This window comes from Actinomyces sp. ICM47 (assembly GCF_905369875.1).
In the GTDB taxonomy this organism is placed as follows: domain Bacteria; phylum Actinomycetota; class Actinomycetes; order Actinomycetales; family Actinomycetaceae; genus Pauljensenia.
Genome location: NZ_CAJPJE010000005.1, coordinates 61,684 through 82,982, shown reverse-complemented (window position 1 = coordinate 82,982; position 21,299 = coordinate 61,684). Strand labels below are relative to the sequence as shown.

Genomic DNA, 21,299 nt, shown 5'->3' with positions numbered 1-21,299 from the left:
CCTCCCGCCAGTGGAATAAGGATGTCTCCCGCACCCTGGCCTGGGTGGATGACGACGTGACGTGAGGACGTCCCTGTAGTAGGGACGAGGCCGGGACTGCGCAGGCGGTTCCGGCCTCGTCGTGCGCGGGGCGGGGTGAGGAGCTAGAAGGATTCGGTGTGAACGTATCCGCCTGCGGCTCGTATGAGGTGGGCGACGTCGGTGACCATGAGGGGCGATCCGCAAACGTAGTAGTCGGCCTGGGGGTCGATGCCTGTGGCGCGCAGGTAGTCGGTGACGCGGCCGTGGAAGGTTTCGGGTGTTTTCTCGCGGCTCACGCAGCGGATGACGTGGGGGAGAGGAGCATCCAGGCGTGTTGTCAGGTCGTCGCTCGTGGTTGCCAGACCGAGGAGGAGGATGTCATCTGCTCGTATGCTCTGCTCGAATTCCGCGAGGAACGGTGCGATACCTGTTCCAGTGGCGACGAAAACGCGGCGGCAGGTTGGGGGAGTGTCCGCGTGCGTGCCTCCTGCCGCCGTGTCGTGGAGGAAGTGCCCGTACGGGAGTTCAAGATCCACCTCGTCGCCGCTTTGCGCGTGGCGTGCCCACGTCGCACCATGCCCCTGGGTGCGCACGTCCACCAGTAGGCGCACGGCTTTCCCGGGCGCGGAGGCGATGGAATAGGGTCGCCACTCGAAAGGGGCGACCCGCACGAGCGCGTACTGACCCGCATCCCAGGTTTCATCCTGTGGGAGCTGGAGTGTGATGTCGCGGGTAGTTGGGGTGATCCAGCTGGCGCGCTGCACTGTTGCTCGATAGCGCCTCGCTCCGGCGCTGCGCTGAGCCTCGAACCCCTGAGAGTGTTTGGGGTTCGTTCGCTTGGTACCCTCCGCTCGCAGCGCCCGGTTGATGCGCGGATACCCCGAGGGCCCCAGGACCTTGCAGGCAGCGGACATGCCCGCCAGAGCAGCCCCGACAATTCCGGGCATTCCCGCATCCTGCCCGGTGAGGAAGAGTCCGGTGATGGGGGTCGAGGGGGTGGCCAGGTCGGCCCTGAATCTCTCGGGGGTGAGGGGGAGGCCGTAGAAGCAGCCGAGGGAGTGGGACGTGAAGTGCTCGATGGTCAGCGGCGTGCCCACCTCGGCGTAGCGGACGGCGTCTTTCAAGCCCGGTACGGCTGTATCCGCGAGATCGATGAGTCCTTGAGACATGGCCGACGTGAGGGCCTCGTAATCCTCTCCACGCAGCCCTGGCCTCGTCCCCGCCCAGCGTTGGAACGCCTCGGGCTGTGCGAACGACACGATCTCGGCCGTCGCGTGCGTATTTCCGGACTTGATGCCAGGGAAGGAGACGAACGCCGAGTGGGGGTGCCCGCCGAGGAGGTCGGCACTCATCTGGGCCGGGTCGGCGTGGCCCGTGGCCGTGTTGATCCAGACGTTCGACCCGTCCACGCCATCGGGGTAACGGTCGAGGGCAAGGTAGAGCGTAACAGCCGAAGCACCGTGCCCGAGGCGGGCGATCCTCTCGCGCACGCGCGCGGTGAGTGCGGCGGTCGGCCCGGTCGTGGGCAGTAGGCGGGTGTATGTTTCTCGGGCACCGATGCCGGAGATAATGATTGGGGCCCGCTCCTCGTAGGAGACGGGGGCAGGACCCGAGCTGTCGGTGACGCGTACACCGACGGCGGTCCCGTCCTCGACGAGGATCTCCTCGACCTCCTGCGCGAGACGGATCTGACCGTCGGCGCTCACGATCCCCTCCTCGATCATGCGTGCAATCTGACCGCTCCCGCCGGTGGGGAACCATGCGCCGTTCATATAGTGGCAGACGATCATCGCGTGGGCGACAAACGCACTGCGCGCGGGCTCGACACCGTAGTCACCCCAGTGTGTGGTGAGGAGGGCACGTAGGGCGGGGTCTTGGAATCGGCGCTCCATGTAGTGTTCCGTCAGCTCGAGCGCGCAGCCTGCGAGCGCTCGCTGGGCGAGGCGAACGGCGGGGGCTGCGCGCGGGGGAACCATCTCCCGGACATACCCGAGCGACATCCAGGAATAGGCTCGTTGAACGTCCGCGCAGTAGCGTCGAATCGCTCTCTTCTCACGCGGAAACAGGGAAGTGAGGAGGCGGCGGTACTCCTGGAGGCTGGAAGGGATCGTCACGTCGAGGCCGTGGCCGGGCAGGTAGAAACGGTCGTAGCCCGTCGGCATGCGCGTCCATGACAAGGCTCCGCCGGTGAGGTAGTCCAGCAGCTGGCATGGGCGCGAACCGGGTTCCATGTCTCCCACGTAGTGCAGGCCCACATCCCATGATGCTCCCATTGCGCGGAAGGAGTGCGTGAGTCCGCCGGGGGTGGAGTGTTTCTCAAGGATGAGAACGCGCAATCCGGCGGTTTGTGCGAGTAGGCCGGCCGTCGTGAGTGAGCCGATTCCGGAGCCAATGTTGAGTGCGTCGTACATGGGGTCCCCAAAACTAGACAGTGTCTAATTATGGGACCATGCCATCTAGACACTGTCAAGTCGGGGTCGTCTCTCGGTTACACTGTGATCATGACGCGCTCTACCGATCCCGAGGGCCTGCGCGAAGCGATCCTCGCCATCAGTCGCGACCTGCTCAACGAGGGCGGGCCGGCCTCCCTGTCCATGCGTGAGGTTGCCCGCCGGGCGAGCTGCACCCACCAGGCTCCCTACCACTATTTCAAGGGACGAGAAGGGATTCTCGCTGCCCTCGTCGAGGAGGGGTACCTCGCCCTAGAAACGACGCTGCGCGAGGCACGGCGGCGTAGTGCGGGTGCGTCGCCGGACGCGGTGACTCGCACCGCGGGACACGCCTACCTGACGTGGGCGCTGGCCAACCCCGGCGTCTTTCGGGTCATGTTTCGATCTGATATGTACGACTTCGACGCTCACCCGCAGTTGCGCGAGGCCAGCCTGGCCGCCCGCGCGCAACTGCGGTTCCTGGCCCGCCTCGCCTATGGAACGGAGGATCCCTACGCGGAGGTCACCCTGTGGGCGTACATCCACGGCCTCGCGACCCTCGTCCTAGACGGTCCGTCCGCCCTCGGGGCTGGCGATGAGGTGCAGCGCTTCGCTCATGACGCCATCGATGCCCCCTACTTCACTCAGGGCACCACGATCAGTCACGATTCTCGGCGCGCCGAGGTGCTTTCCTAGGACCCAAGGCCGACAGTGGCCTTAGCCGCGTCGTCTACAATTGACCCTATGGAAAGCTCTAATAATCAAACGACATATCTCGTCGTTGACGGCGAAAATATTGACGCGACGCTGGGACTGTCGGTCCTGGATCGACGCCCGAACCCCGAGGAACGTCCCCGCTGGGACCGCGTCCTCGAGAGCGCGCATGGCCGCTGGAATCAGCGCGCCAAGGGCCTGTTCTTCCTCAACGGCTCCTCAGGCTTCCTGCCGATGGGCTTCGTCCAGGCCCTGACCGCCATGGACTATCAGGTGATTCCCCTGTCGGGTCCCGCCGACATGAAGGTCGTCGACGTCGGCCTGCAGCGCACGATGGACGCGATTGCGCAGCTTGGCTCGGGTGACGTTATCCTCGCCAGCCACGACGCTGACTTCCTGCCCCAGATTGAAGCCCTCCTGGACCAGGGCCGCCGCGTCGCGGTCATGTGCTTCAAGGAGTTCCTCTCCTCCCAGCTCCATGATCTGGAGGAGCGAGGCCTGGAAATCATCGACCTCGAATACGACGTGCACGCCTTCCAGGTCCGTCTGCCCAGGCTCCACATCATCGACATCGACGACTTCGACCCCATGTCCTTCCTGTAAGGACTGCGGGGGAGCGGGCACTCCCGCTCACGCGACGCAACACGGTCGGGCGGCCCCGCGAGGGACCGCCCGACCGTGCGTCTGTCACGCGGCGAGGGCCGCGCCGCTCACTGCTTGTTCTTCAGAGCGGCGAGGCGAGCCTCGATCTCCAGCTGCGAAGAATCGGTCTCGAGCTCCGCGAACTGGGCGTCCAGGCTGGAGGCGGCCAGCTCGGCCTTGCCCTGGGCCAGGGCCTCCTGGCGACGCACGCGATCCTCGAAGCGACCGAGCTCGCTTGTGGGATCCAGGATGTTAATGGCACCGAGAGCCTCGGTGACCTGAGCCTGGGCCTTGGCGGTCTTCTCTCGGGCGATCAGCTGGTCGCGGCGGGACTTCAGCTCGGCAAGCTTGTCCTTCATCTGGGCCAGGCCCTGCTTGAGGCGCTCGGCTACCTCGCGCTGCGCCTTCAGGGAGGGTTCCTCGGCCTTGATCTCGTTCTCGAACTGGATCTGCTTACCGATGGCCACCTTGGCCAGGTTATCCCACTTGTTTGCCCCGGCCTCGTCACCGGTGGCGCGCATCGCATCGGCCTTCGCGGAGGCGGCGGCGGCCTTCTGGCCCCAGTCTGCGGCGGCCTTGACGTCTTCCTCGTAGTCCTTCTCGGCCATGCGCAGGTTGCCCAGGGTCTGAGCGATCGCGTTCTCGGCCTCGACGATGGAGTTGGTGTAGTCGCGGACCAGCTGGTCGATCATCTTCTGCGGGTCCTCAGCCTTGTCGAGGAGCGCGTTGATGTTCGCCTTGGCGAGCTGGGTGATGCGGCCCATGATCGTCTGCTTCTCAGCCATGATGTTCTCCTTTGGTGTGGTGTGCGCTCGTGCGCGGGTTGAGCGCGAGGCCATGGCCCCGCAGGTCGGTGGGTGGGTGCCGTCTGCCGCAGCAGGGGCGTCATTATCCCCGCCCCTGCTGGGAGGGGCCCTGTCCGTGTTGATGGCGAACAGATTAAAATACACTCTCCCGGCGTCTGACATTGATTATTCTATATAATGTACGTCACATAACAGGATCTTAGAAGCGCCCGGACCCCGTCGTCCACCCAGAATCGGATGAGCCGCCGGACGAGCCACCCCAGCTGGAGCCGGAACTCCACGAGTCGTTATCGTCCCACCTGCTCCTGTGGTGGTGGGAGGAGGAGCCTGTGTTGGAGAAGAGGATCGACCACAGGAGGGCCTCGCCAAGCGAGGAGCCGATCGAGTATCCGGGCGAGGTGGGTCTGCCGGAATAACCGGCGTTCCAGGAGTCGGCTGCGCTGGGCAGAGGCGTCGCAAGGACGCGGTCCGCCTTGGCGCGGGCATCCGAGGCCAGGGCGGACGCCTTGGCGGGGTCGTTGCTGATCGCTGCACGGGCGGCCTTCAGGGACTGCTCGGAGTCGTGAAGCGTCGAGCGCACGCTGAGGTCTATAGCGCCGCGCCGGCCCTGCACGTAGCGTTCGGCTCGCTCGAAGGCAGTTTCGGCCAGGGAGATCTGAGCCTGAGCGTTCGCGCGTGCCTTCTCGGTGTTTTCGTGCTGCGAGCGCAGGGGAGCAAGCGCCGCGTCGATATTCGCTTCGGAGGTGCGCAGGTGCTCGAGGGCGGCGAGCGGGTCGCCGTTGTTCATGAGGGCGGCCTGGCCCTCGGCAATGGCGGCGCGCGCGTCCGCGACGAGTGGATCGAAGACGGTGGGCTCCGCCCTCAGACTCGTGACGTCGGCAAGATCGGCAGAAATAGAGCCGATTGCCGCGCCGAGGCGGTCGCGGATCGCATCTAGGTCGGACTTGGCAGAGAAGATCGCATCGGTTTGGTGCTTGGCCATCATGAGCGCGCGGTGGGCGGTGTCAAGCGTGCTTTCCGCGAGGGCACGGTCAGTGTCGACCGCCTGCTTCGCCGCTTCGATGGCGGTCGCCGCCGTCTCCAGGAGTGCGTGAGCTTGCTCGGGATTGTCTTGGAGGGAGGTGAGCATCTGGGCGGGATAGATGCCCGCGATGGCGGCGAGCTCGGCGGTCGCCCGCTCCAGGTCGCCGCGCTGTTCGACGAGGCGTTCGCTGGCCTCGGTGAGGCGGCTGGGCAGTGTTGCCTGCTCGGAGCGTCGCTGTTCAAACGCAGCCTGGACGGCGCTCAGGGGGTTCATGTTCTCGCCGAGGTCGCGCATGATGGCGGAGGCCATGCTTCTCTTCTCGGCGTCGCCCGTGGCGTCTTCCATCTGCTTTTGGCGTTCGAAACCGCGCGCGACGGCGGCCCTGGCGGCCTCGAGGGTCCGGGCAAATTCGTCGGTCGCGGCGATGCCGAATTGGGCGCGCGCGAAGTCGAGTTCGTCCGCGGCGCTGCGGACCTGTTCGTCGGCTGACAGGAGCTGACGATTCGCCAGGGTGACCGTCTCGGCCACGCTCATGCCGGGCATGTTCGCGGCCTGAGCGGGAGTCTGCGCGGTACCTGCGCCCCGGGATCGGCGCGAGTTGTTGTGCACGAGGAGCGCAATGACACCGCCGCCGACGATGATGAGCATGACGAGCATGCTGCCGCTGCCCGGCGATGAGGTCCTGGATGAGGATGAGCGCGACGACGAGCTTCCAGTGCCTGACGGCGACTGGTACCCCGACACGACGGAGTTGATGAATGTTTGTGCGCCGATGGCCGTATCAGAAGCCGTGAGAGGATTGCTGGTCAACGTGGCCTCGGCCTGTCGTTGGGCGTTGTCCAGCACGGTCTGTGACACGGGGGCCTTTTTCGAGCAAAAGACGTTGGAGCGCTCGTTGTAGGCGATGGCGTACAGGATGTCACTGTCCTTGGAGGAGGATGCTGTTGCGGAGGCCTTGCACCATGCGTCGGGCTTTTGCCCGGAGAAATCGGGGACGACCACGACGTCGATGGTGATGCCCTTGGTTCTGGCGGTGCGCGCAGCGGTCTCGATGGCTGATCGATCCGAGTCGGACAGCCAGCTGCCCGGATCGGTGACGATGCCGCTGGTCGTGACGGGTGAGGTGGCGAACGCGGGAGCGCCGAGCGCGATCAGGAACGTGGAGAGAAGAACAGCGATGCTGAAGCGGCGGGTGCGTGACACGGGGTCCTCCTGCGTTGTGGCGAACAGGCAAACGTACATCACGCGGCGCGTATTTGTTGACAATGTGACACAGAGTACGAAACGTGATCGCTGCCGTGAGGTCAGTCTACGTGATTGAGGGGGCGGCGGTGCTGTTCGCTACAGGCACTAGCACGCTCAGACGCCGGGCGGGCGCGCACCTTATGATATAGAGGGAGTCCTTTGGGCCTACAGACTATGGAGAGAAGGAGGAGACCATGCCCACCGGTAAAGTGAGGTTCTTCGACGCTGATCGCGGTTTCGGCTTCATCACAGGAGACGACGGGGCGGATGTTTTCCTCCACTCGTCCGCGCTACCGTCCGATGCTCGCAGTCCCAAGGTGGGTGCTCGCGTGGAGTATTCGGTGGCCGACGGACGTAAGGGGCCGCAGGCGCTGAGTGTGCGGTTTCTGAAGGAAACAGCTTCCGTTGCCCGCGCTAAGCGCCGCAAGCCGCAGGCGATGGTGCCGGTTGTCGAGGACCTCATTAAGCTCCTCGACTCCTCGAGTGCCTCGCTGCGCCGCGGTTCCTACCCGGACAACGCGACCAAGATCGCGAAGGTGCTGCGCGCCGTCGCAGAGGAATTTGATGCCTAAGACTGGTGCCCGTACGCGGGCAGTGAAGAAGGACGCTGTCCTGGAGGCAGCCGTCGATGTCGCACGCGCCGGGGCCGAGGCCGTGGCGTACCCGCGCCCGGTCGGTGAGCATGTGGGCTTCGAGATGGTGTCGGAGCGCCTGGCCACCCACTTTTTCGCGTCCACGGACGCGGGGTACGTGGGCTGGTGCTGGGCCGTCACCGTCGCCCGCGTGCCGCGCGGGCGTGTCGCCACCGTGTGTGAAGTCGACATGACCCCTCGTGAGGGTGCACTTCTCGCCCCCGAGTGGGTTCCGTGGGAGGAACGCCTGCGTCCCTCGGACGTTTCTCGCGACGATGTCCTGCCGTACAAAGCGGATGATGAGCGTCTCGAGCAGGGCTTCGAGGACACCAGTGAGGATCCGGACCTGCCGGTCGTGCGCGAGCTGGGCTTGGGGCGTCCCCGAGTCCTGTCCGAGACTGGGCGGAGCCAGGCGGCCAAGCGCTGGTACGAGTCGGAGCGCGGCCCGAAGTCGGGTCGTCGCCCGCGCAACACCTGTTCAACCTGCGGCTTTCTCATGAAGATGAGCGGCGGCATGCGCACGATGTTCGGCGTGTGTGCGAATGAGTGGGCGACCGATGACGGGGCCGTGGTTTCCCTGGATCACACGTGCGGTTCCCATTCGGAAACCGACGTTCCGAAGAACGGTACGGCGTGGCCGGTGCGTCCTTCGCGTGTGAATGAGGGGGCGCTCGACGCTGAGCCGATGCCGCGCGCCGCCGAGAAGGACAGTGACGAGGCCGGGGCGAAACAGGCGCAGGATGCGACGCACGCCGAGGGAGAGCGCGAGGAAGCGACGCAGAGCGAAGCCGACTGAGGCCTCGTGGACCATAGGCAGTGGGAAAGCACTCGGGGAGGTCCCCGGGTGCTTTCTCAACAAGTGGGAACACAGCGGGTATGTTTGCGTACCAGGGCGTGACCAGGCACGATTAACCAGTGAACACCCAAGAAAAGACCGCCCCTTCCCGCGGCGGCTTCACACAGTCACTTGATTCGTTCTTCCAGATCTCCAAGCGCGGCTCGACCATCGGTCATGAAATCCGCGGCGGGATCGTCACCTTCTTCGCGATGGCTTACATTCTGGTCGTTAACCCGGCGATCCTGAGCAACGCCATTCCTGACGATGGATCCATCACCACCCAGGGTATTGCTGCGGGCACCGCGCTGGTCGCAGGCGTCATGACGATCCTCATGGGCGTTGTTGCGAACTACCCGCTGGCGCTCGCCGCCGGCCTCGGCCTGAACGCGGTGGTCGCCTTCACCCTGGTCCTCGGTGCGGGCCTGAGCTACGGCGAAGCCATGGGTATTATCGCGTGGGAGGGTATCCTCATCTTCCTGCTGGTCCTCACGGGCTTCCGCGAGGCCGTGTTTCGTGCCGTCCCCGCCGCCCTCAAGACCGCAATCACGCTCGGCCTGGGCCTCTTTGTGGCCCTCATCGGCCTGGTCAACGCCGGTATTGTGCGCACGGGTGCGACACCCGTTCAGTTCGGCATCTCGGGTTCGCTCGATGGCTGGCCTGCCCTGGTCTTCGTCTTCGGCCTGTTCCTCATGATCATCCTGTACGTGCGGGGCGTGCAGGGCGCGGTCCTCATCTCGATCATCTCGGCCACGGTCCTCGCGGTGATCGTCCAGGCGTTCGCGCACATCGATCGGATCTCCGATACGAACCCGACTGGTTGGGGGCAGACCGTTCCGGAGCTCAAGGGTTCCCCGATTGCGGTCCCCGTCTTCGACACCCTTGGCAAGGTTGACCTTTTCGGCGGCTTTGGCAAGCTCGGCGTTGTCTCCGTGATCCTCCTGGTCTTCTCCCTCATGCTCGCCGATTTCTTCGACACGATGGGCACCATGGTGGCTGTCGGTGCCGAAGGCAACCTGCTTGATGAGGATGGCAACCCGCCCAAGACGCGCCAGATCCTGATCATCGACTCCCTGGCCGCCGTGGCTGGCGGCGTCGGCGGCGTCTCCTCGAACACCTCCTACGTCGAGTCCGCCTCGGGCGTCGCCGAGGGTGCGCGCACCGGCCTGGCCTCCGTGGTCACCGGTGTCCTCTTCCTGCTCTCGACCTTCCTGGCTCCGCTCGTCGAACTGGTCCCGACCGAGGCCGCTTCCACGGCCCTCGTGTTCGTCGGCTTCCTCATGATGACCCAGGTGACTGACATCGACTGGAAGTCCGCCGAGGTCGCCATCCCGTCCTTCATGACGATGGCCTTCATGCCTTTCGGCTACTCAGTGTCCGTCGGCATCGGCGTGGGCTTCGTGACCTACGCGCTCATCCAGCTCGTCAAGGGCAAAGCCCGTACGGTCCACCCGCTCATGTGGCTGGTCTCCGTCCTGTTCATCATCTACTTCCTGATGGGTCCGATCCAGCGTCTCTTCGGCGTCGCCTGATTGCTCACCTATCGAGTACTTGTCGCCCCGTCGCAGCGTCGCTGCGACGGGGCAGTCGTATTCTGAAAGAACGCGTACGAACGAGGATCGCGCGCTTCGCCCAGGCCTCGTTCGTGGAGGGGTATAGGACGAGGAGGAAAGACATGTCGGCTACGTTTGCATCGTTGCGCTACGTCAACTATCGGTACTGGTTCGCCGCAACGTTGATTGCATCGACGGGCACGTGGCTACAGCGCGTGGCTCAAGACTGGTACGTGCTCACGGTCCTCACCGACCACGATTCCTCGCAGGTCGGCATCGTTACCGCTTTACAGTTCCTGCCGATCATCCTGTTCTCCGCGTGGGCGGGCGTGCTCGCGGACCGTATCCCGGGGCGGCGTCTCCTACAGTGCACGCAGACTGGCATCGGCGTTGTCTCTCTCATCATGGGTCTCGTCGTCCTGACGGGAACGGGGCAGCTATGGCATCAGTACGTCCTGGCATTCGTCTCGGGAACGATCTCCGCGATGGATACCCCCGCGCGTCAGGCCTTCGTCGGCGAACTCGTTCCGCTTGACAAAATGGCGAACGCTGTCGCTCTGAACTCCACGGCGTTCCACGCGGCGCGTCTCATTGGCCCGGCCTCCGCGGGCTTGTTCATCGACTGGTGGGGGGTTGGCCCCGTCTTCCTTATTGACGCCGGTATGTTCGCCGCCCCCGTCATCGCGCTGATGCTCATGCGCGGCGACCGCCTCTACCCGCGCACGCTCGTGCCGCGCGCCCGCGGCCAGCTGCGCGAAGCCGTAGCCTACGTCCGCCGGCGTACGGACATCCTTATCATCCTCGTGCTGATTGCCATCGTGAGCGCCCTGGGTATGAACTTCCAGATGACCAGCGCGCTCATGGCGACCACCGTGTTTGGCAAGACGGCCGGCTCCTTTGGGATACTCTCCTCATTCATGGCTTTCGGCTCGATTCTGGGGGCGACGGGTGCCGCACGCCGCATCCCTCGCCTGCGCACGATCATCCTGGGTGCCGCCTTCTACGGGTGCGCCGAGATCCTGCTGGGCCTGTCCCCTTCTTACTGGTGGTTCGCTCTCCTGTCGATCCCGACGGGTTTTGGGATGCTGACGATGAACACGAGTGCAAACGCCCTCATGCAGACGCGTACGGATCAGGAGATGCGTGGGCGTGTCATGGCGATGTACTCGCTTGTGTACCTGGGTGCGACGCCGATTGGATCCCCGATTATTGGCCGTGTGGGCGCGGTTTTTGGAGCTCGCTGGGCGATCCTGGTGGGCGGGGTCGCCTCCCTGGGTATCGCGCTCATCTGCGGTGCGTGGGCAATGATCCACTGGAAGGGGCGCGTCGTGGTCCGTCCCTCTTTCCCGTGGGTGGGCGTGGAGGGTGGTTCCTCTGCGGACGCACCGCGCCGCTCGGTCGACCCGAGCGAGCTGAGAGTCGGGGACCGCGCGGCGGCGCGAGGCGCTTAGAGGACCCGCTCCAGGCAGTAGTCGATGCACTCCAGGAGGGCTTCGACGTCGCCGATCTCGACGCTGGGCCACGTGCCGATGCGCAGCTGGTTCGTGCCCACGCCGCGGTAGGCGCCGATGTCTACGATCTCGTGGGCACGCAGGTGCGCCGCCAGGTCTGTGGCCTTCACGTCGGCGTTGATCTCGATCGTCGCGGTGACGGGGGAACGCCACGCCTCCTCGGTGACGAAGGGGGAGAGCGCCGGGTGCGCGGTCGCCCAGTCGTAAATGAGGGACGAGGCCTGGGCGCAGTGGGCGGCGACGGCATCCATCCCGCCGCGTTCGTTGAGCCACGCGACCTGACGCTGCGCCATGATGATGGTCGCGACCGCGGGGGTGTTGAGCGTCTGGTCCTTGCGCGAGTTATCAATCGCAGCGGACAGTGATAGGAACTGCGGGATCCAGCGGCCTTGGGGGGCAGCCTCGATGCGCCGGGCGCGCTCGATGGCGGCGGGGGAGAGAACAGCGACCCACAGGCCGCCGTCCGACCCGAGGGCCTTTTGTAGGGAGAAGTAGTAGGCGTCGACCCGGGTGAGGTCCACGGGCGCGGCACCCGCAATCGACGTGCCATCGACGAGAGTGAGCGCTCCGGGCGCGTCGACGCGGTAGACGGGGGAGGCCACGCCCGTCGAGGTCTCGTTGTGCGGGTAGGCATAGGCATCGACGCCCTCCGAGGCATCGCGCGGTGCGAGCGTGACCAGGGAGCCAGCCTCGGCCTCGTCGATGAGGGGCGCGCGCAGGTGCGGCGCACGTTCCGCTTCTAAGGCGAACTTTGCGCCGAATGCTCCCCAGGAACCGAAGGCCGCGCGTGAGTCAATGAGGCACGCGCAGGCCACATCCCAGAAGGCGGAGGCACCGCCGTTACCGAGCACGATCTCGTAGCTCTCGGGGACGCTCAGGAGGGAGCGCAGCCCGTCCTTGAAGGAAGCAACGACGTGTCGCACGGGCGCTGCGCGGTGGGAGGTGCCCATGAGGAGGGGTGTGAAGAGCGCCTGAAGCTGGTCGGGGCGCACTTTCGAGGGACCGCAACCGAAGCGACCGTCGGCGGGCAAGAGGACCGGGTCAATGTCGGGGAAAACCACCATGAACACAGCGTAACCCGCCTTGGCGCGCTATTTCCATCATGCTCATTAATCGAATTAGCGTGAAGAAGCACACGTGGGCACGCGTACTTTTTCGCGTCATTGTGTCGTTTGCTTCCAAGAAAAGGAAGGTCACCCTATCCTGTTGCTAGTTCATAGCCGTCAAAGGAGGATGCCGTGGCAGACCTGATCGACACCACCGAGATGTATCTCAAGACCATTCTCGAGTTGGAAGAGGACGGGGTGACGCCCCTGCGCGCCCGCATCGTGGATCGCTTGGGCCATTCGGGGCCGACGGTGTCGCAGACGGTCGCCCGCATGGAGCGTGACGGCCTGCTGCACGTGATGGGGGATCGGCGCCTCGAGCTGACCGAGGAGGGTCGCAGCCGCGCGACCGAGGTGCTGCGCAAGCACCGCCTGGCTGAGCGTCTGCTTCTCGACGTGATTGGCATGGAGTGGGCGCAGGTTCACGATGAGGCCTGCCGCTGGGAGCACGTCATGAGCGACGCCGTTGAAGCACGCCTGGTGGAGTTGCTGCATGACCCGAGCGTGGACCCCTACGGTAACCCGCTGCCCGGCGTGGGTGAGAGTGGGCGTCTGCAATCCGCGGAGCTCGCAGTGCGTTCCTTCGAGCCGGGTGCGCTGACCCTGGCGCGTATCGGCGAGCCGATCCAGGCCCAGGCTGATCTCCTGGCTTCCTTCGGTGAGCTGGGACTGCGCCCGGGCGTGCGCGTGGGTCTGTCTGCGCACGGTGACATCGTGCGGGTAGCGGCGCTGGACGAGGCGGGGGAGGTCAGCGGGTATCTGACGATCCCGATGGCACTGGCCGCTCACCTGTTCGTTCGCGGCGAGTAAGCGCAACCGTAACGAGGCCGGGGTCCGTGTGGGGTCTCGGCTTTCGTTATGCCCAGAATCGAGGGTATCTCGGATGGTGGAATGAGTGTGACGAGTCGGTGATTGGCTGAGTTTTTCCTGTTGTTGCGCGGCATAAATGTCACGAAATGGTAACGGTCGAGGATTGGGGTGTTATAGGAACGTGACACTGACCGCTTGTGCAGGGTATAGTGAGAACCGGTCATCAGACCAACCGCTCATCCGGTACCCGAAGTGAGACAACGGATGACGCGGAAAAAGCGTCTCACGCGGGGAACCCATCACCGGCTCCTCGTAGCCTAGGGGTGAAGCTCGCATGCCGAGCCGGGCCTCCCGCCCGAACCCGACAGCTAACCTCGCAGGGAAACAGGGAGAAAACGAGTGAAGACTTCTAAGCCTGCTCCGCGTCACCGCCAGGCACGTCGCCCCATCGCCGCTGCTGTGGTCGAGGGTGTCACCCCTATGAACGCCGCTCGCCCGATCGCCTTCGCGTCGGCCGCCGGTGTTGCGCTGACCGCGATTGCTGCCGGTGTTGCAAACGCCGCGCCGGCCACCCCCCAGTCCGAGCCGCAGAGCGCGGACCTGAACACCACGACCATTGCCGTCGACGACGTCACCACGGTTGAGGTTCCGGATATCGCGTGGACTGCCGAGGATGGCATCGCCGAGTCCGTCACCGCCGAGGCCCCCGCAGCCCCCGAGCCGGAGGCGGCCCCCGCCGATGAGACTGACGCGAACGCCTCTGATGGCGCTGCCTCGCGTTCCGAGTCCCGCGGCGAAATGTCCACTGCGTCTTCGGACACCTCGGCCCGTCAGGCCGCTGTCAACGCCGCTGGATCGGACATTGTCTCCGTCGCCCTCGGCCTGACCGGCATTCCCTACGTCTACGGTGGCGAGACCCTCGGCGGCCTGGACTGCTCCGGCCTGGTCAAGTACGCCTACGCGGCCGCTGGCATCAACCTGCCGCACTCCTCCTCCGCTCAGGCCGCTGGCGGCACCATTGTGTCCAACCCGCAGCCCGGCGACATCGTGGCCTACCCCGGCCACGTCGCCATCTACATCGGCGGCGGTCAGATGGTTGAGGCGACTATGCCCGGCTACAATTCCAAGGTTTCGCCGGTCCGCGGTGGCGCGACCTACGTGCGCTACTGAGCCGCTTGAACGATAGGTGATCGCCGCAGCCCCCGAGGGGTTGCGGCGATTGTTTTATCTTCCTCCACTTGGGCTTTCGCCCACCGTCAAAATGCGGCACAATATAAGTGACTGCCACCACGAGGAGGACATGATGAGTTCCACCGAAGTCATTCTGGTCGGTGTCGATGGCTCGAAGGAGAGCCTTGCCGCCGTCACATGGGCCGCTGATCGCGGCGCGCGCACCGGAGCGCGCATCCATTGCCTGTGCACCTACGCGCTGGCCTCCTACTCTGCCGCCGCCCTCGACGGCGGGTACGCCGTTCTCGACGACGAGGCCCTCAAGGCCGGTGCCGAACAGGTCGTCGAGGAAGCCAAGGCGCTGGCCCGTGAGCGCGGCGCCGCGCACGTGTCCGGTTCGACGGAGCCGGGCGACCCGGCGGGCGTCCTCATCGACTTCTCCGCCGAGGTCGACATGATCGTCGTCGGCTCGCGTGGAGGCGGTGGCTTTGCGGATCGTCTCCTCGGTACTGTCTCCTCTGCGCTGCCCGCGCACGCCAAGTGCCCGGTCGTCGTGGTGCCTCGCCACACCTCGGGCAAGAAATTCACGCCCATCGAACGCATCGTCGTCGGCATTGACGGAACCGACCAGCCTTCCTGCGCCCTCAAGCGCGCGATCAGCGAGACCGACCTGTGGGGTGCCCGCCTAACCGCCGTCTCGGCAGTCCCCATCGCTGCGGGTCCCTCCGTTATGGCGTGGACCCCGACGGGCATTGACCACTCGGCCCTCCTCGCCCAGGTTCGTCAAGGCATGGATGCCTCTGTCGACGCCGCCCTGGACGGGCGTAACGTACACGTGTCACGCCACGCCCTCGACGGCTCCGCGGCCTCGCTACTCATTGAGTTCTCGACCGCAGTTGACCTCGTCGTCGTGGGCACTCGAGGGCGCGGCGGCCTGGCCGGCGTGCTCCTCGGCTCGACCTCGCAGACCGTCCTGCACCACTCGACCTGCCCCGTCATGGTCGTACCCTCCGCCCACCTGGGCGAAGGTACGACGGCGGTGCACACGGAGTGGGAGCGGCGCTAACGCTTCACCACGGACGAGGCCGGGGACCCCACGCGCTCACCCCGGCCTCGTCCGTGTGTGCTCAATATCCCCGCCCCCATAGTCTCGTTCGTGGGCGGGGTGACGCGACGGGCAGGCATCCACTTTGCTAGAGTTGGCCCGGACAAAGTGTCACGCCCTCGTAGCTCAGGGGATAGAGCACCGCTCTCCTAAAGCGGGTGTCGGACGTTCGAATCGTCTCGGGGGCACTGTGAGGGGACCTCATGCGTAACGCCATCGGATATATCGTGACCGTCGTGGCCGCCCTGTGCTGGGGTGCTTCCGGGGTCTCCGCCGACTATCTGATGACGTCCCACGGCGTCGAACTGACCCTCGTCAGTTTCTTCCGCACGTTTACGGCTGGCATCCTCATCCTCGGCTGTGCGCTCGCCCGCTCGCGCAGGATCACCACCCAACACCGCGAGCTGGTGACAACGAGGCGTAACTGGCTTCCGCTCGTCTCCTACGCCATCTTCGGCCTGGCGGCCTGCCAACTCAGCTACATGAGCGTCATCCGCGCCTCCAACGCTGGCACCGGCACCGTCCTGCAATACCTGGGTCTTATCCTCATTGTCGTGTGGGTATGCCTGAGCCACCGGCGCTGGCCGCGTGCCTCCGAACTGATCGCCATGATCCTGGCACTGATCGGTACGTTCCTACTGTCCACGCACGGTACCCCAGGCACCCTCGCCCTGACCCCCGTGACCCTCGCGTGGGGTGGCGTCGCCGCCCTCACCCTGGCGACCTACACGCTGCTACCCGCCCGCCTCATCGCCGCATACGGTGCCGAACTCGTCGTCGGCTACGGCCTGGCCATCGCCGGAGCCGGGGTCGGCCTCGTCGGGCGAGTCTGGCGCTACTCGATCACGTGGACGCCCGACGTCATCCTTGCCATGACAATCACCGTCGTGCTGGGCACCGCTGTCGCCTTCACCGCCTACCTGTGGGGCGTCGACCGCATCGGACCCGTGCGCGCCAGCCTCGTCGGCTGCGCTGAACCCATCGCGGCGACCGTGTTCTCCGCCCTCATCATGGGAAGCTCCTACACGGGTGCCGACATCGTCGGCATGACCCTCATCGTCAGTGCCGTTGTGACCATTTCCGTTGTCGACCTCATCCGGGCGCGCCGCGTCACACAATAAGGCGGTGCTGCCGTAGGGTTGAATCGTGGTTCCTAGTATCTTTTCGCGCCGTTCCGCCCCCGAATCCGAGGCCCCCGAATCCGAGGCCCCCGAGGCCTCGTCCACATCGACGCACTCGAACACCCTTGTCGGTCAGGCGCGCTCCGCGTGGCGCACACGACTCGAGGAGACCATCGCTGCTGACAACAAAAAACTGCCGACGCTCTCGCTCACCGAGGCCCACCCCGGCGGCCTCGCCCAGCTCTTCACCGAGCACCCCATCCGCCTGAGCCTACTCATCCGCGAACCCATCGCCCTGGGCCGCGCGCTCGACCGAGCCCGCGCGATCATCGCCCGCTCTGAGAAACGTGCCGCCAGCCACGGAACCGGCTCGATCCACCTGGCCATTGGAACCGCCACGTGGCGCCACGGCACCGAACTCATCACCGCGCCCGCCCTGCTACGCCCCGTACGCCTCGTGCGCCGCAACGACGACGTCCTCATCGCCATGGGGCATGGTGCCCTCCTGACACCCGAGCTCGAAAATGCCCTGCGCGCGGCCGGAGAAGACATCGACGGACGCGATATTCTCGCCCAGGCCAGCGGACACCACGGGTTCTCCTCCTCGCAGGCCATGAGCGCCCTGCGCCAGGCATGCAGCGTCCTCAACCGCTTTGAGCTGCGCGACGAATTAGTCATCGGCCTCTTCATCCACCCCGCCGGCCCCCTCGCCGCCAGCCTCGACACCGACGTCGAGGCCCTGGCTGACTCCGCGGTTATCCGCGCGCTCGCGGGCGACCAGGACGCTCGCCGAGAGCTGACCGCCACGCCGCTCACGCGCAATCCCGGCGACCGCGACCCGTGGGCCGAAAAGGGGATCGGCGACCTGCTCCCCACTCAGCAGGACGCGGTCGAGGCCGCATCCGATGGCCGCAGCGTCCTCATCGACGTGCCCGCATACGCCGACGACGCCTCCATCGTCGCCGCCATCCTCGCGGACGCGGCTGCCACCGGGCACTCCGTCCTGCACGTGTCCACCGCACCCTCGCGCTCGATTGCCGCCTACTCGCGCCTAGCCGACCTGGGCCTGTCCGACATCATCGCCAACATCGATGGATACTCCGACGCGCGGCGCAGCCTTGCCCCGCGCGTCAAGGAAGCAATGGACGACATGGCTCCCGTCGTCGACCAGGTGAGCGTCGACGCGATGCGCGCCCGCCTGCGCCACGTGCGTTCCTCGCTGAGTTCCTACGCGAAGGCCCTGCACGAACCCTACGGACGCTACGGCGTATGCGCGGCCGATGCCCTGCGTGCGCTCACTGACCTCACCAGCAGCGAGGGCGCGCCCACGACCCGCGTCCGTCTGTCTGATCAGACCCTCTTCGAGATCGCCATGGACCAGGGCAAGTCCGCCCGCGCCCTCCTCCGCGAGGCCATCGCCTCCGGACGCCTGGCCGGGGGCGCATCCTCCGCCTGGGCAAAGGCCATCCTGACCTCCGACGAACAGGCCTCCGATGCTCTCACGCGCGTCAAGCGCCTGTCCCAAACGCTGCCCGAGCTGCGCGTCTACATTTCCTCCGTCGCAGGCGAGGCCGGCATCAAGCCCGCGGGCACCCTCGCCCAGTGGGACCGCCAGCTCGCCATGTTCGACGGAATCGCCGACGTCCTCGACGTCTTCAAGCCCCGCGTGTTCGAACGCAGCGCCGCTGACATGGTGATCGCTACCGCCCCCAAGCAGTGGCGCAAGGACCACGGCATTGCCATGAGCCGAGCCAAGCGCACCCGCCTGGTCAAACAGGCCCAAGACCTCGTCCGCCCCGGCGTCCACGTGCCCGACCTGCACCGTGCTCTCATCCGCGTTCAAGAACGCCGCGACGCCTGGTGCGCCGTGTGCGGCGATGACTCCTGGCCGATCCTGCCCGCTAAAATCGGCGAAATCTCAGCCCTGACCGACTCCGTGCGCGACGACCTCGACGCCATCGCCCCCGTGTTCGTGGACGAAGAACCGGACCTGGTCGCCACCCACGTGCAGCGCCTGTCCACCCTCATTGAACGCTGGGCCGGCGACACGAGCACCGCCCGCGAGATCCCCGCCCGCCTGGAGATGCGTTCGCGCCTGGCAGCCCACGGCCTCGACGCCCTTGCCCAGGACCTCGCCGACCGACGTGTCGACGAATCCCAGATCGACACCGAACTCGACCTGGCCTGGTGGGCCTCCCTGCTGCGCTCCATGCTGGCCTCCCAGCCCGCCCTCGGCGGCCTCGACCCTGCCTCCCTTGAAGACCTCGCCCGCGAAGGCCGTGAGCTCGACGAAGCCCAGGTCGCGTCGCTCATCCCGCAGGCCATCACCGGCGTGCGCAGAATCCGCGCCAACGCCCTCGCCGCGAGGCCCAGACAGTACGAGGCACTGCGCGAACTCCTCGAAGACGGGCGCGCCCCCTCCGACCTCGAGCTGCTCATCGCCTACCCGCTCGTGCGCCACCTCCTGCCCGTCCTCATGACGGTCCCCGCCATGGTGCCCATGCTCGCACCCACCGGGCGTACCGTCGACATCGTCGTGCTCGACGGCGCAGACGGCCTGCCCCTCGCCGAACTCGCGCCCATCATCGCGCGCGGCCACCAGCTGGTCGTCATCGACGACCTCGCCGCCGCCTCCGAAGGCGGTGCCACTCGCGCGCTCGCCGACGTCCTGCCTACCCTGCGCGTCGACCCCGGCCCGCGCCGCCTCAACGACCAGGTCGCGCTGCTCCTCGCTCGCTACGGCTACGAGCACGCCGGCATCCCCGTGCCGTGGACCGCCGCGAACGCTCCCGTATCCGCGCGCTGGGTCGAGGCCACCGGCATGCCCGCCCCCGGTGCCCACGCCATCGAATCGACGTCCGCGGAGGTCCGAGCCGTCGTCGACGCCGTCATCGAGCACGCTGTCGAATCCCCCGAACGGTCCCTCGCCGTTGTCGCCCTGTCCGACCGCCACGCCAAGCGCATCTCCGAGGCCCTGGCAGCCGTGCGCTCGAAGGAACCCGGGCTGGCCTCGTTCTTTGACCCAGCAACGCCCGAACCTTTCGTCGTCATCGGCCCGCAGCAGGCCCTCGGCCTGACGCGCGAGTCCCTGATCCTGTCCGTCGGCTTCGCGAAAACTCCGCACCGTCGCGTCATCCACGACTTCGGGATCCTCTCCACCGAGAAGGGAGCCGACGCGCTCGCTGAGGTCCTCCGCATCGTGCGCGGCGACCTTACGCTCGTGTCCTCACTGCGCTCCGACGAAATCGACCGCGACCGGTTGCACCACGAGGGTTCCCGGATGCTCGTCGACCTCCTCGAGATCGCCGAGGGGCACGCGGGCGAAGGAATGGACGCCTGGCCGGTCCTCGCCGGCGAACCCGACCGACTCCTCGTCGACCTGGCGGACCACATCTACTCCCGAGGCCTCGAAGTCGTCGCCAACGTCGGCATTCCCGGCGGCATGCGTGTCCCACTGGCCATCGGACACCCCGCCTCGCCCGGCCGCCTCCTACTCGCCATCCTCACCGACGACGAGGAATACCTGTCCGAGCCCAGCCAGCGCGTGCGCGACCGCGCCCGCCCCCGCTGGCTCGAAGCCCAAGGCTGGCACGTCTACACTGCCCTGTCCATGGCCCTGTTCATCGACCCGGAAAAGGAAACCAACACAATCGTCGACGCCGTCCTCGACGCCCTCGATGAACTCAACGTCAGCTCCGACACGCCCGCCGTCGCCGTGCCTGCGCACGTTGACGACGACGAGGCCGACACCTCGTCCGCAACCGGTGGTGCGGACGACTCGGCGGTGAGTGCTGGCTCCGCTGAGGCCTCGACCCCCGTCGCCGCGAAGGACGCTCAGGCATCTGCGACGGAACCCGCCTCCGAGTCTGGCGACGATACCCCGTCTGCGCCCGCTAAACCGCGCCCGCCCATGCTGGACGACGGCCTCGACGAAGAATCCAAACGCCGCAAGAAAGCCGACGAAGACACGACCGGCATGCTGCTGGAAATCAAACGAAAGGAACGCGCCTTCGAGAAAAACCGCGGCCCGCGTCCCGCGATTGCCAAGGGCCTGCCACTGGCCGCCTACTCCGACGACCAGCTCGACGAAATGGCCGCCTGGGTCCGCTCCGACGGCGTCGAACGCACCGACCTGGAGACCGCAGAAGAACTGCGCCAAGCCCTGGGCATCACGCGCCGCGGCTTCCAGTCCGACGCGGTGCTCGGCAACGTCGTGCGCCGCACCAAGCCGGAGGCCCCTGCCGCTTCCTCGGAGGACGCTGCTCCCGGTGACGAGGCCGAGCCTGGCGATCAGGATCCCTCCGGTGAGTGAGGCTCCCACCCCGCGCAAGCGCCGCCGCGTCGCGCGTTTCGTCTCAGAGGTGGACCAACGCCTCATCGCCGAGGGCCTGCCGCCTTCCTGGGAAGACCGCGTGCGCCCCGAAGACACGCGCCCCGGCTCCATGGCCGACGCCCCCGACCGGGGCGACGGTGCCAACGACGCGCGCCTGCTCGAAAACGTGCCCCCGCACGCCCAGGCCCGCGCGTAGGAGCGAGGTCGCCCGCTCGGCGGCTTTCCCCGGGCCTGTCCGGGTG

Annotated in this window: 16 protein-coding genes, 1 tRNA gene and 1 riboswitch; of the genes, 13 read left to right on the top strand and 4 right to left on the bottom strand. The window is 66.4% G+C overall.

The features are described from left to right. Window positions 1-143: 143 nt before the first annotated feature. Complete coding sequence (locus tag QZ149_RS02180; protein WP_291449400.1) at window positions 144-2,432, bottom strand: FAD-dependent oxidoreductase; 2,289 nt, start codon at window positions 2,430-2,432, stop codon at window positions 144-146. Between the two features lie 90 nt (window positions 2,433-2,522). Between QZ149_RS02180 and QZ149_RS02175 the strand changes: the two genes are divergently transcribed. Then, window positions 2,523-3,146 carry a TetR/AcrR family transcriptional regulator gene (locus QZ149_RS02175; RefSeq protein ID WP_291449397.1) on the top strand — a complete coding sequence of 208 codons (624 nt, stop codon included), beginning with the start codon at window positions 2,523-2,525 and terminating at the stop codon, window positions 3,144-3,146. 48 nt (window positions 3,147-3,194) lie between these two features. Continuing rightward, entirely contained in the window at window positions 3,195-3,767 is a 573-nt protein-coding gene (locus QZ149_RS02170; protein WP_009648561.1) for an NYN domain-containing protein, read from the top strand. A 107-nt stretch (window positions 3,768-3,874) separates the two neighbouring features. On the opposite strand, the gene QZ149_RS02165 is transcribed toward QZ149_RS02170, so the two are convergent. After that, on the bottom strand, window positions 3,875-4,591 hold the full coding sequence (locus QZ149_RS02165) for a PspA/IM30 family protein (protein ID WP_291449393.1): 717 nt from the start codon (window positions 4,589-4,591) through the stop codon (window positions 3,875-3,877). Between the two features lie 220 nt (window positions 4,592-4,811). Beyond that, window positions 4,812-6,839: a TPM domain-containing protein gene (locus tag QZ149_RS02160; protein WP_291449390.1), complete on the bottom strand. Its 2,028-nt coding sequence runs from the start codon at window positions 6,837-6,839 to the stop codon at window positions 4,812-4,814. Window positions 6,840-7,075: 236 nt separating this feature from the next. Here QZ149_RS02160 and QZ149_RS02155 point away from each other — a divergent pair, with 236 nt between their 5' ends. From QZ149_RS02155 to QZ149_RS02140, 4 genes are all read left to right on the top strand, one after another. Next, window positions 7,076-7,453 (top strand): cold shock domain-containing protein, encoded by a 378-nt coding sequence (locus QZ149_RS02155; RefSeq protein ID WP_291449387.1) that lies wholly within the window; start codon window positions 7,076-7,078, stop codon window positions 7,451-7,453. Continuing rightward, a complete protein-coding gene (locus QZ149_RS02150) occupies window positions 7,446-8,309 on the top strand; it encodes a DUF3027 domain-containing protein (protein ID WP_291449385.1) in 864 nt (287 codons plus the stop codon). The genes QZ149_RS02155 and QZ149_RS02150 overlap by 8 nt, the downstream gene beginning before the upstream one ends. A gap of 119 nt (window positions 8,310-8,428) precedes the next feature. Continuing rightward, entirely contained in the window at window positions 8,429-9,880 is a 1,452-nt protein-coding gene (locus tag QZ149_RS02145) for an NCS2 family permease (RefSeq protein ID WP_291449382.1), read from the top strand. A gap of 143 nt (window positions 9,881-10,023) precedes the next feature. Continuing rightward, window positions 10,024-11,352 carry an MFS transporter gene (locus tag QZ149_RS02140; protein WP_291449379.1) on the top strand — a complete coding sequence of 443 codons (1,329 nt, stop codon included), beginning with the start codon at window positions 10,024-10,026 and terminating at the stop codon, window positions 11,350-11,352. Here the strand turns inward: QZ149_RS02140 and serC are convergent. Then, entirely contained in the window at window positions 11,349-12,476 is a 1,128-nt protein-coding gene (gene serC / locus QZ149_RS02135; protein WP_291449376.1) for a phosphoserine transaminase, read from the bottom strand. The genes QZ149_RS02140 and serC overlap by 4 nt on opposite strands. Window positions 12,477-12,650: 174 nt before the next feature. On the opposite strand from serC, the gene QZ149_RS02130 reads away from it, so the two are divergent. The 7 genes from QZ149_RS02130 (at window position 12,651) to QZ149_RS02100 (ending at window position 21,253) form a co-directional block, all read left to right on the top strand. After that, window positions 12,651-13,328: a metal-dependent transcriptional regulator gene (locus QZ149_RS02130; RefSeq protein ID WP_291449373.1), complete on the top strand. Its 678-nt coding sequence runs from the start codon at window positions 12,651-12,653 to the stop codon at window positions 13,326-13,328. Between the two features lie 258 nt (window positions 13,329-13,586). Beyond that, window positions 13,587-13,725: riboswitch (cyclic di-AMP (ydaO/yuaA leader) on the top strand. A gap of 2 nt (window positions 13,726-13,727) precedes the next feature. Next, window positions 13,728-14,498, top strand: coding sequence for a C40 family peptidase (locus QZ149_RS02125; RefSeq protein ID WP_291449370.1), 771 nt, complete (start codon window positions 13,728-13,730; stop codon window positions 14,496-14,498). 133 nt (window positions 14,499-14,631) lie between these two features. After that, the gene (locus tag QZ149_RS02120) at window positions 14,632-15,564 is read left to right on the top strand and encodes a universal stress protein (RefSeq protein ID WP_291449367.1); all 933 of its coding nucleotides are present in this window, start codon (window positions 14,632-14,634) and stop codon (window positions 15,562-15,564) included. 154 nt (window positions 15,565-15,718) lie between these two features. Beyond that, a tRNA-Arg gene (locus tag QZ149_RS02115) sits at window positions 15,719-15,791 on the top strand. Window positions 15,792-15,806: 15 nt separating this feature from the next. After that, window positions 15,807-16,724: a DMT family transporter gene (locus QZ149_RS02110; RefSeq protein WP_291449364.1), complete on the top strand. Its 918-nt coding sequence runs from the start codon at window positions 15,807-15,809 to the stop codon at window positions 16,722-16,724. 25 nt (window positions 16,725-16,749) lie between these two features. Further along, entirely contained in the window at window positions 16,750-21,036 is a 4,287-nt protein-coding gene (locus QZ149_RS02105; RefSeq protein ID WP_291449362.1) for a prevent-host-death family protein, read from the top strand. Continuing rightward, on the top strand, window positions 21,029-21,253 hold the full coding sequence (locus QZ149_RS02100; protein ID WP_291449360.1) for a toxin: 225 nt from the start codon (window positions 21,029-21,031) through the stop codon (window positions 21,251-21,253). The genes QZ149_RS02105 and QZ149_RS02100 overlap by 8 nt, the downstream gene beginning before the upstream one ends. Window positions 21,254-21,299 lie beyond the last annotated feature (46 nt).

What these genes read in the sequence shown, in the direction of transcription:
- QZ149_RS02140 (WP_291449379.1), top strand. Translation starts at nt 10,024, where the DNA reads ATGTCGGCTACGTTTGCATCGTTGCGCTACGTCAACTATCGGTACTGG.
- QZ149_RS02155 (WP_291449387.1), top strand. Translation starts at nt 7,076, where the DNA reads ATGCCCACCGGTAAAGTGAGGTTCTTCGACGCTGATCGCGGTTTCGGC.
- QZ149_RS02110 (WP_291449364.1), top strand. Translation starts at nt 15,807, where the DNA reads ATGCGTAACGCCATCGGATATATCGTGACCGTCGTGGCCGCCCTGTGC.
- QZ149_RS02165 (WP_291449393.1), bottom strand. Translation starts at nt 4,591, where the DNA reads ATGGCTGAGAAGCAGACGATCATGGGCCGCATCACCCAGCTCGCCAAG.
- QZ149_RS02120 (WP_291449367.1), top strand. Translation starts at nt 14,632, where the DNA reads ATGAGTTCCACCGAAGTCATTCTGGTCGGTGTCGATGGCTCGAAGGAG.
- QZ149_RS02175 (WP_291449397.1), top strand. Translation starts at nt 2,523, where the DNA reads ATGACGCGCTCTACCGATCCCGAGGGCCTGCGCGAAGCGATCCTCGCC.
- QZ149_RS02170 (WP_009648561.1), top strand. Translation starts at nt 3,195, where the DNA reads ATGGAAAGCTCTAATAATCAAACGACATATCTCGTCGTTGACGGCGAA.
- serC (WP_291449376.1), bottom strand. Translation starts at nt 12,476, where the DNA reads ATGGTGGTTTTCCCCGACATTGACCCGGTCCTCTTGCCCGCCGACGGT.
- QZ149_RS02150 (WP_291449385.1), top strand. Translation starts at nt 7,446, where the DNA reads ATGCCTAAGACTGGTGCCCGTACGCGGGCAGTGAAGAAGGACGCTGTC.
- QZ149_RS02180 (WP_291449400.1), bottom strand. Translation starts at nt 2,432, where the DNA reads ATGTACGACGCACTCAACATTGGCTCCGGAATCGGCTCACTCACGACG.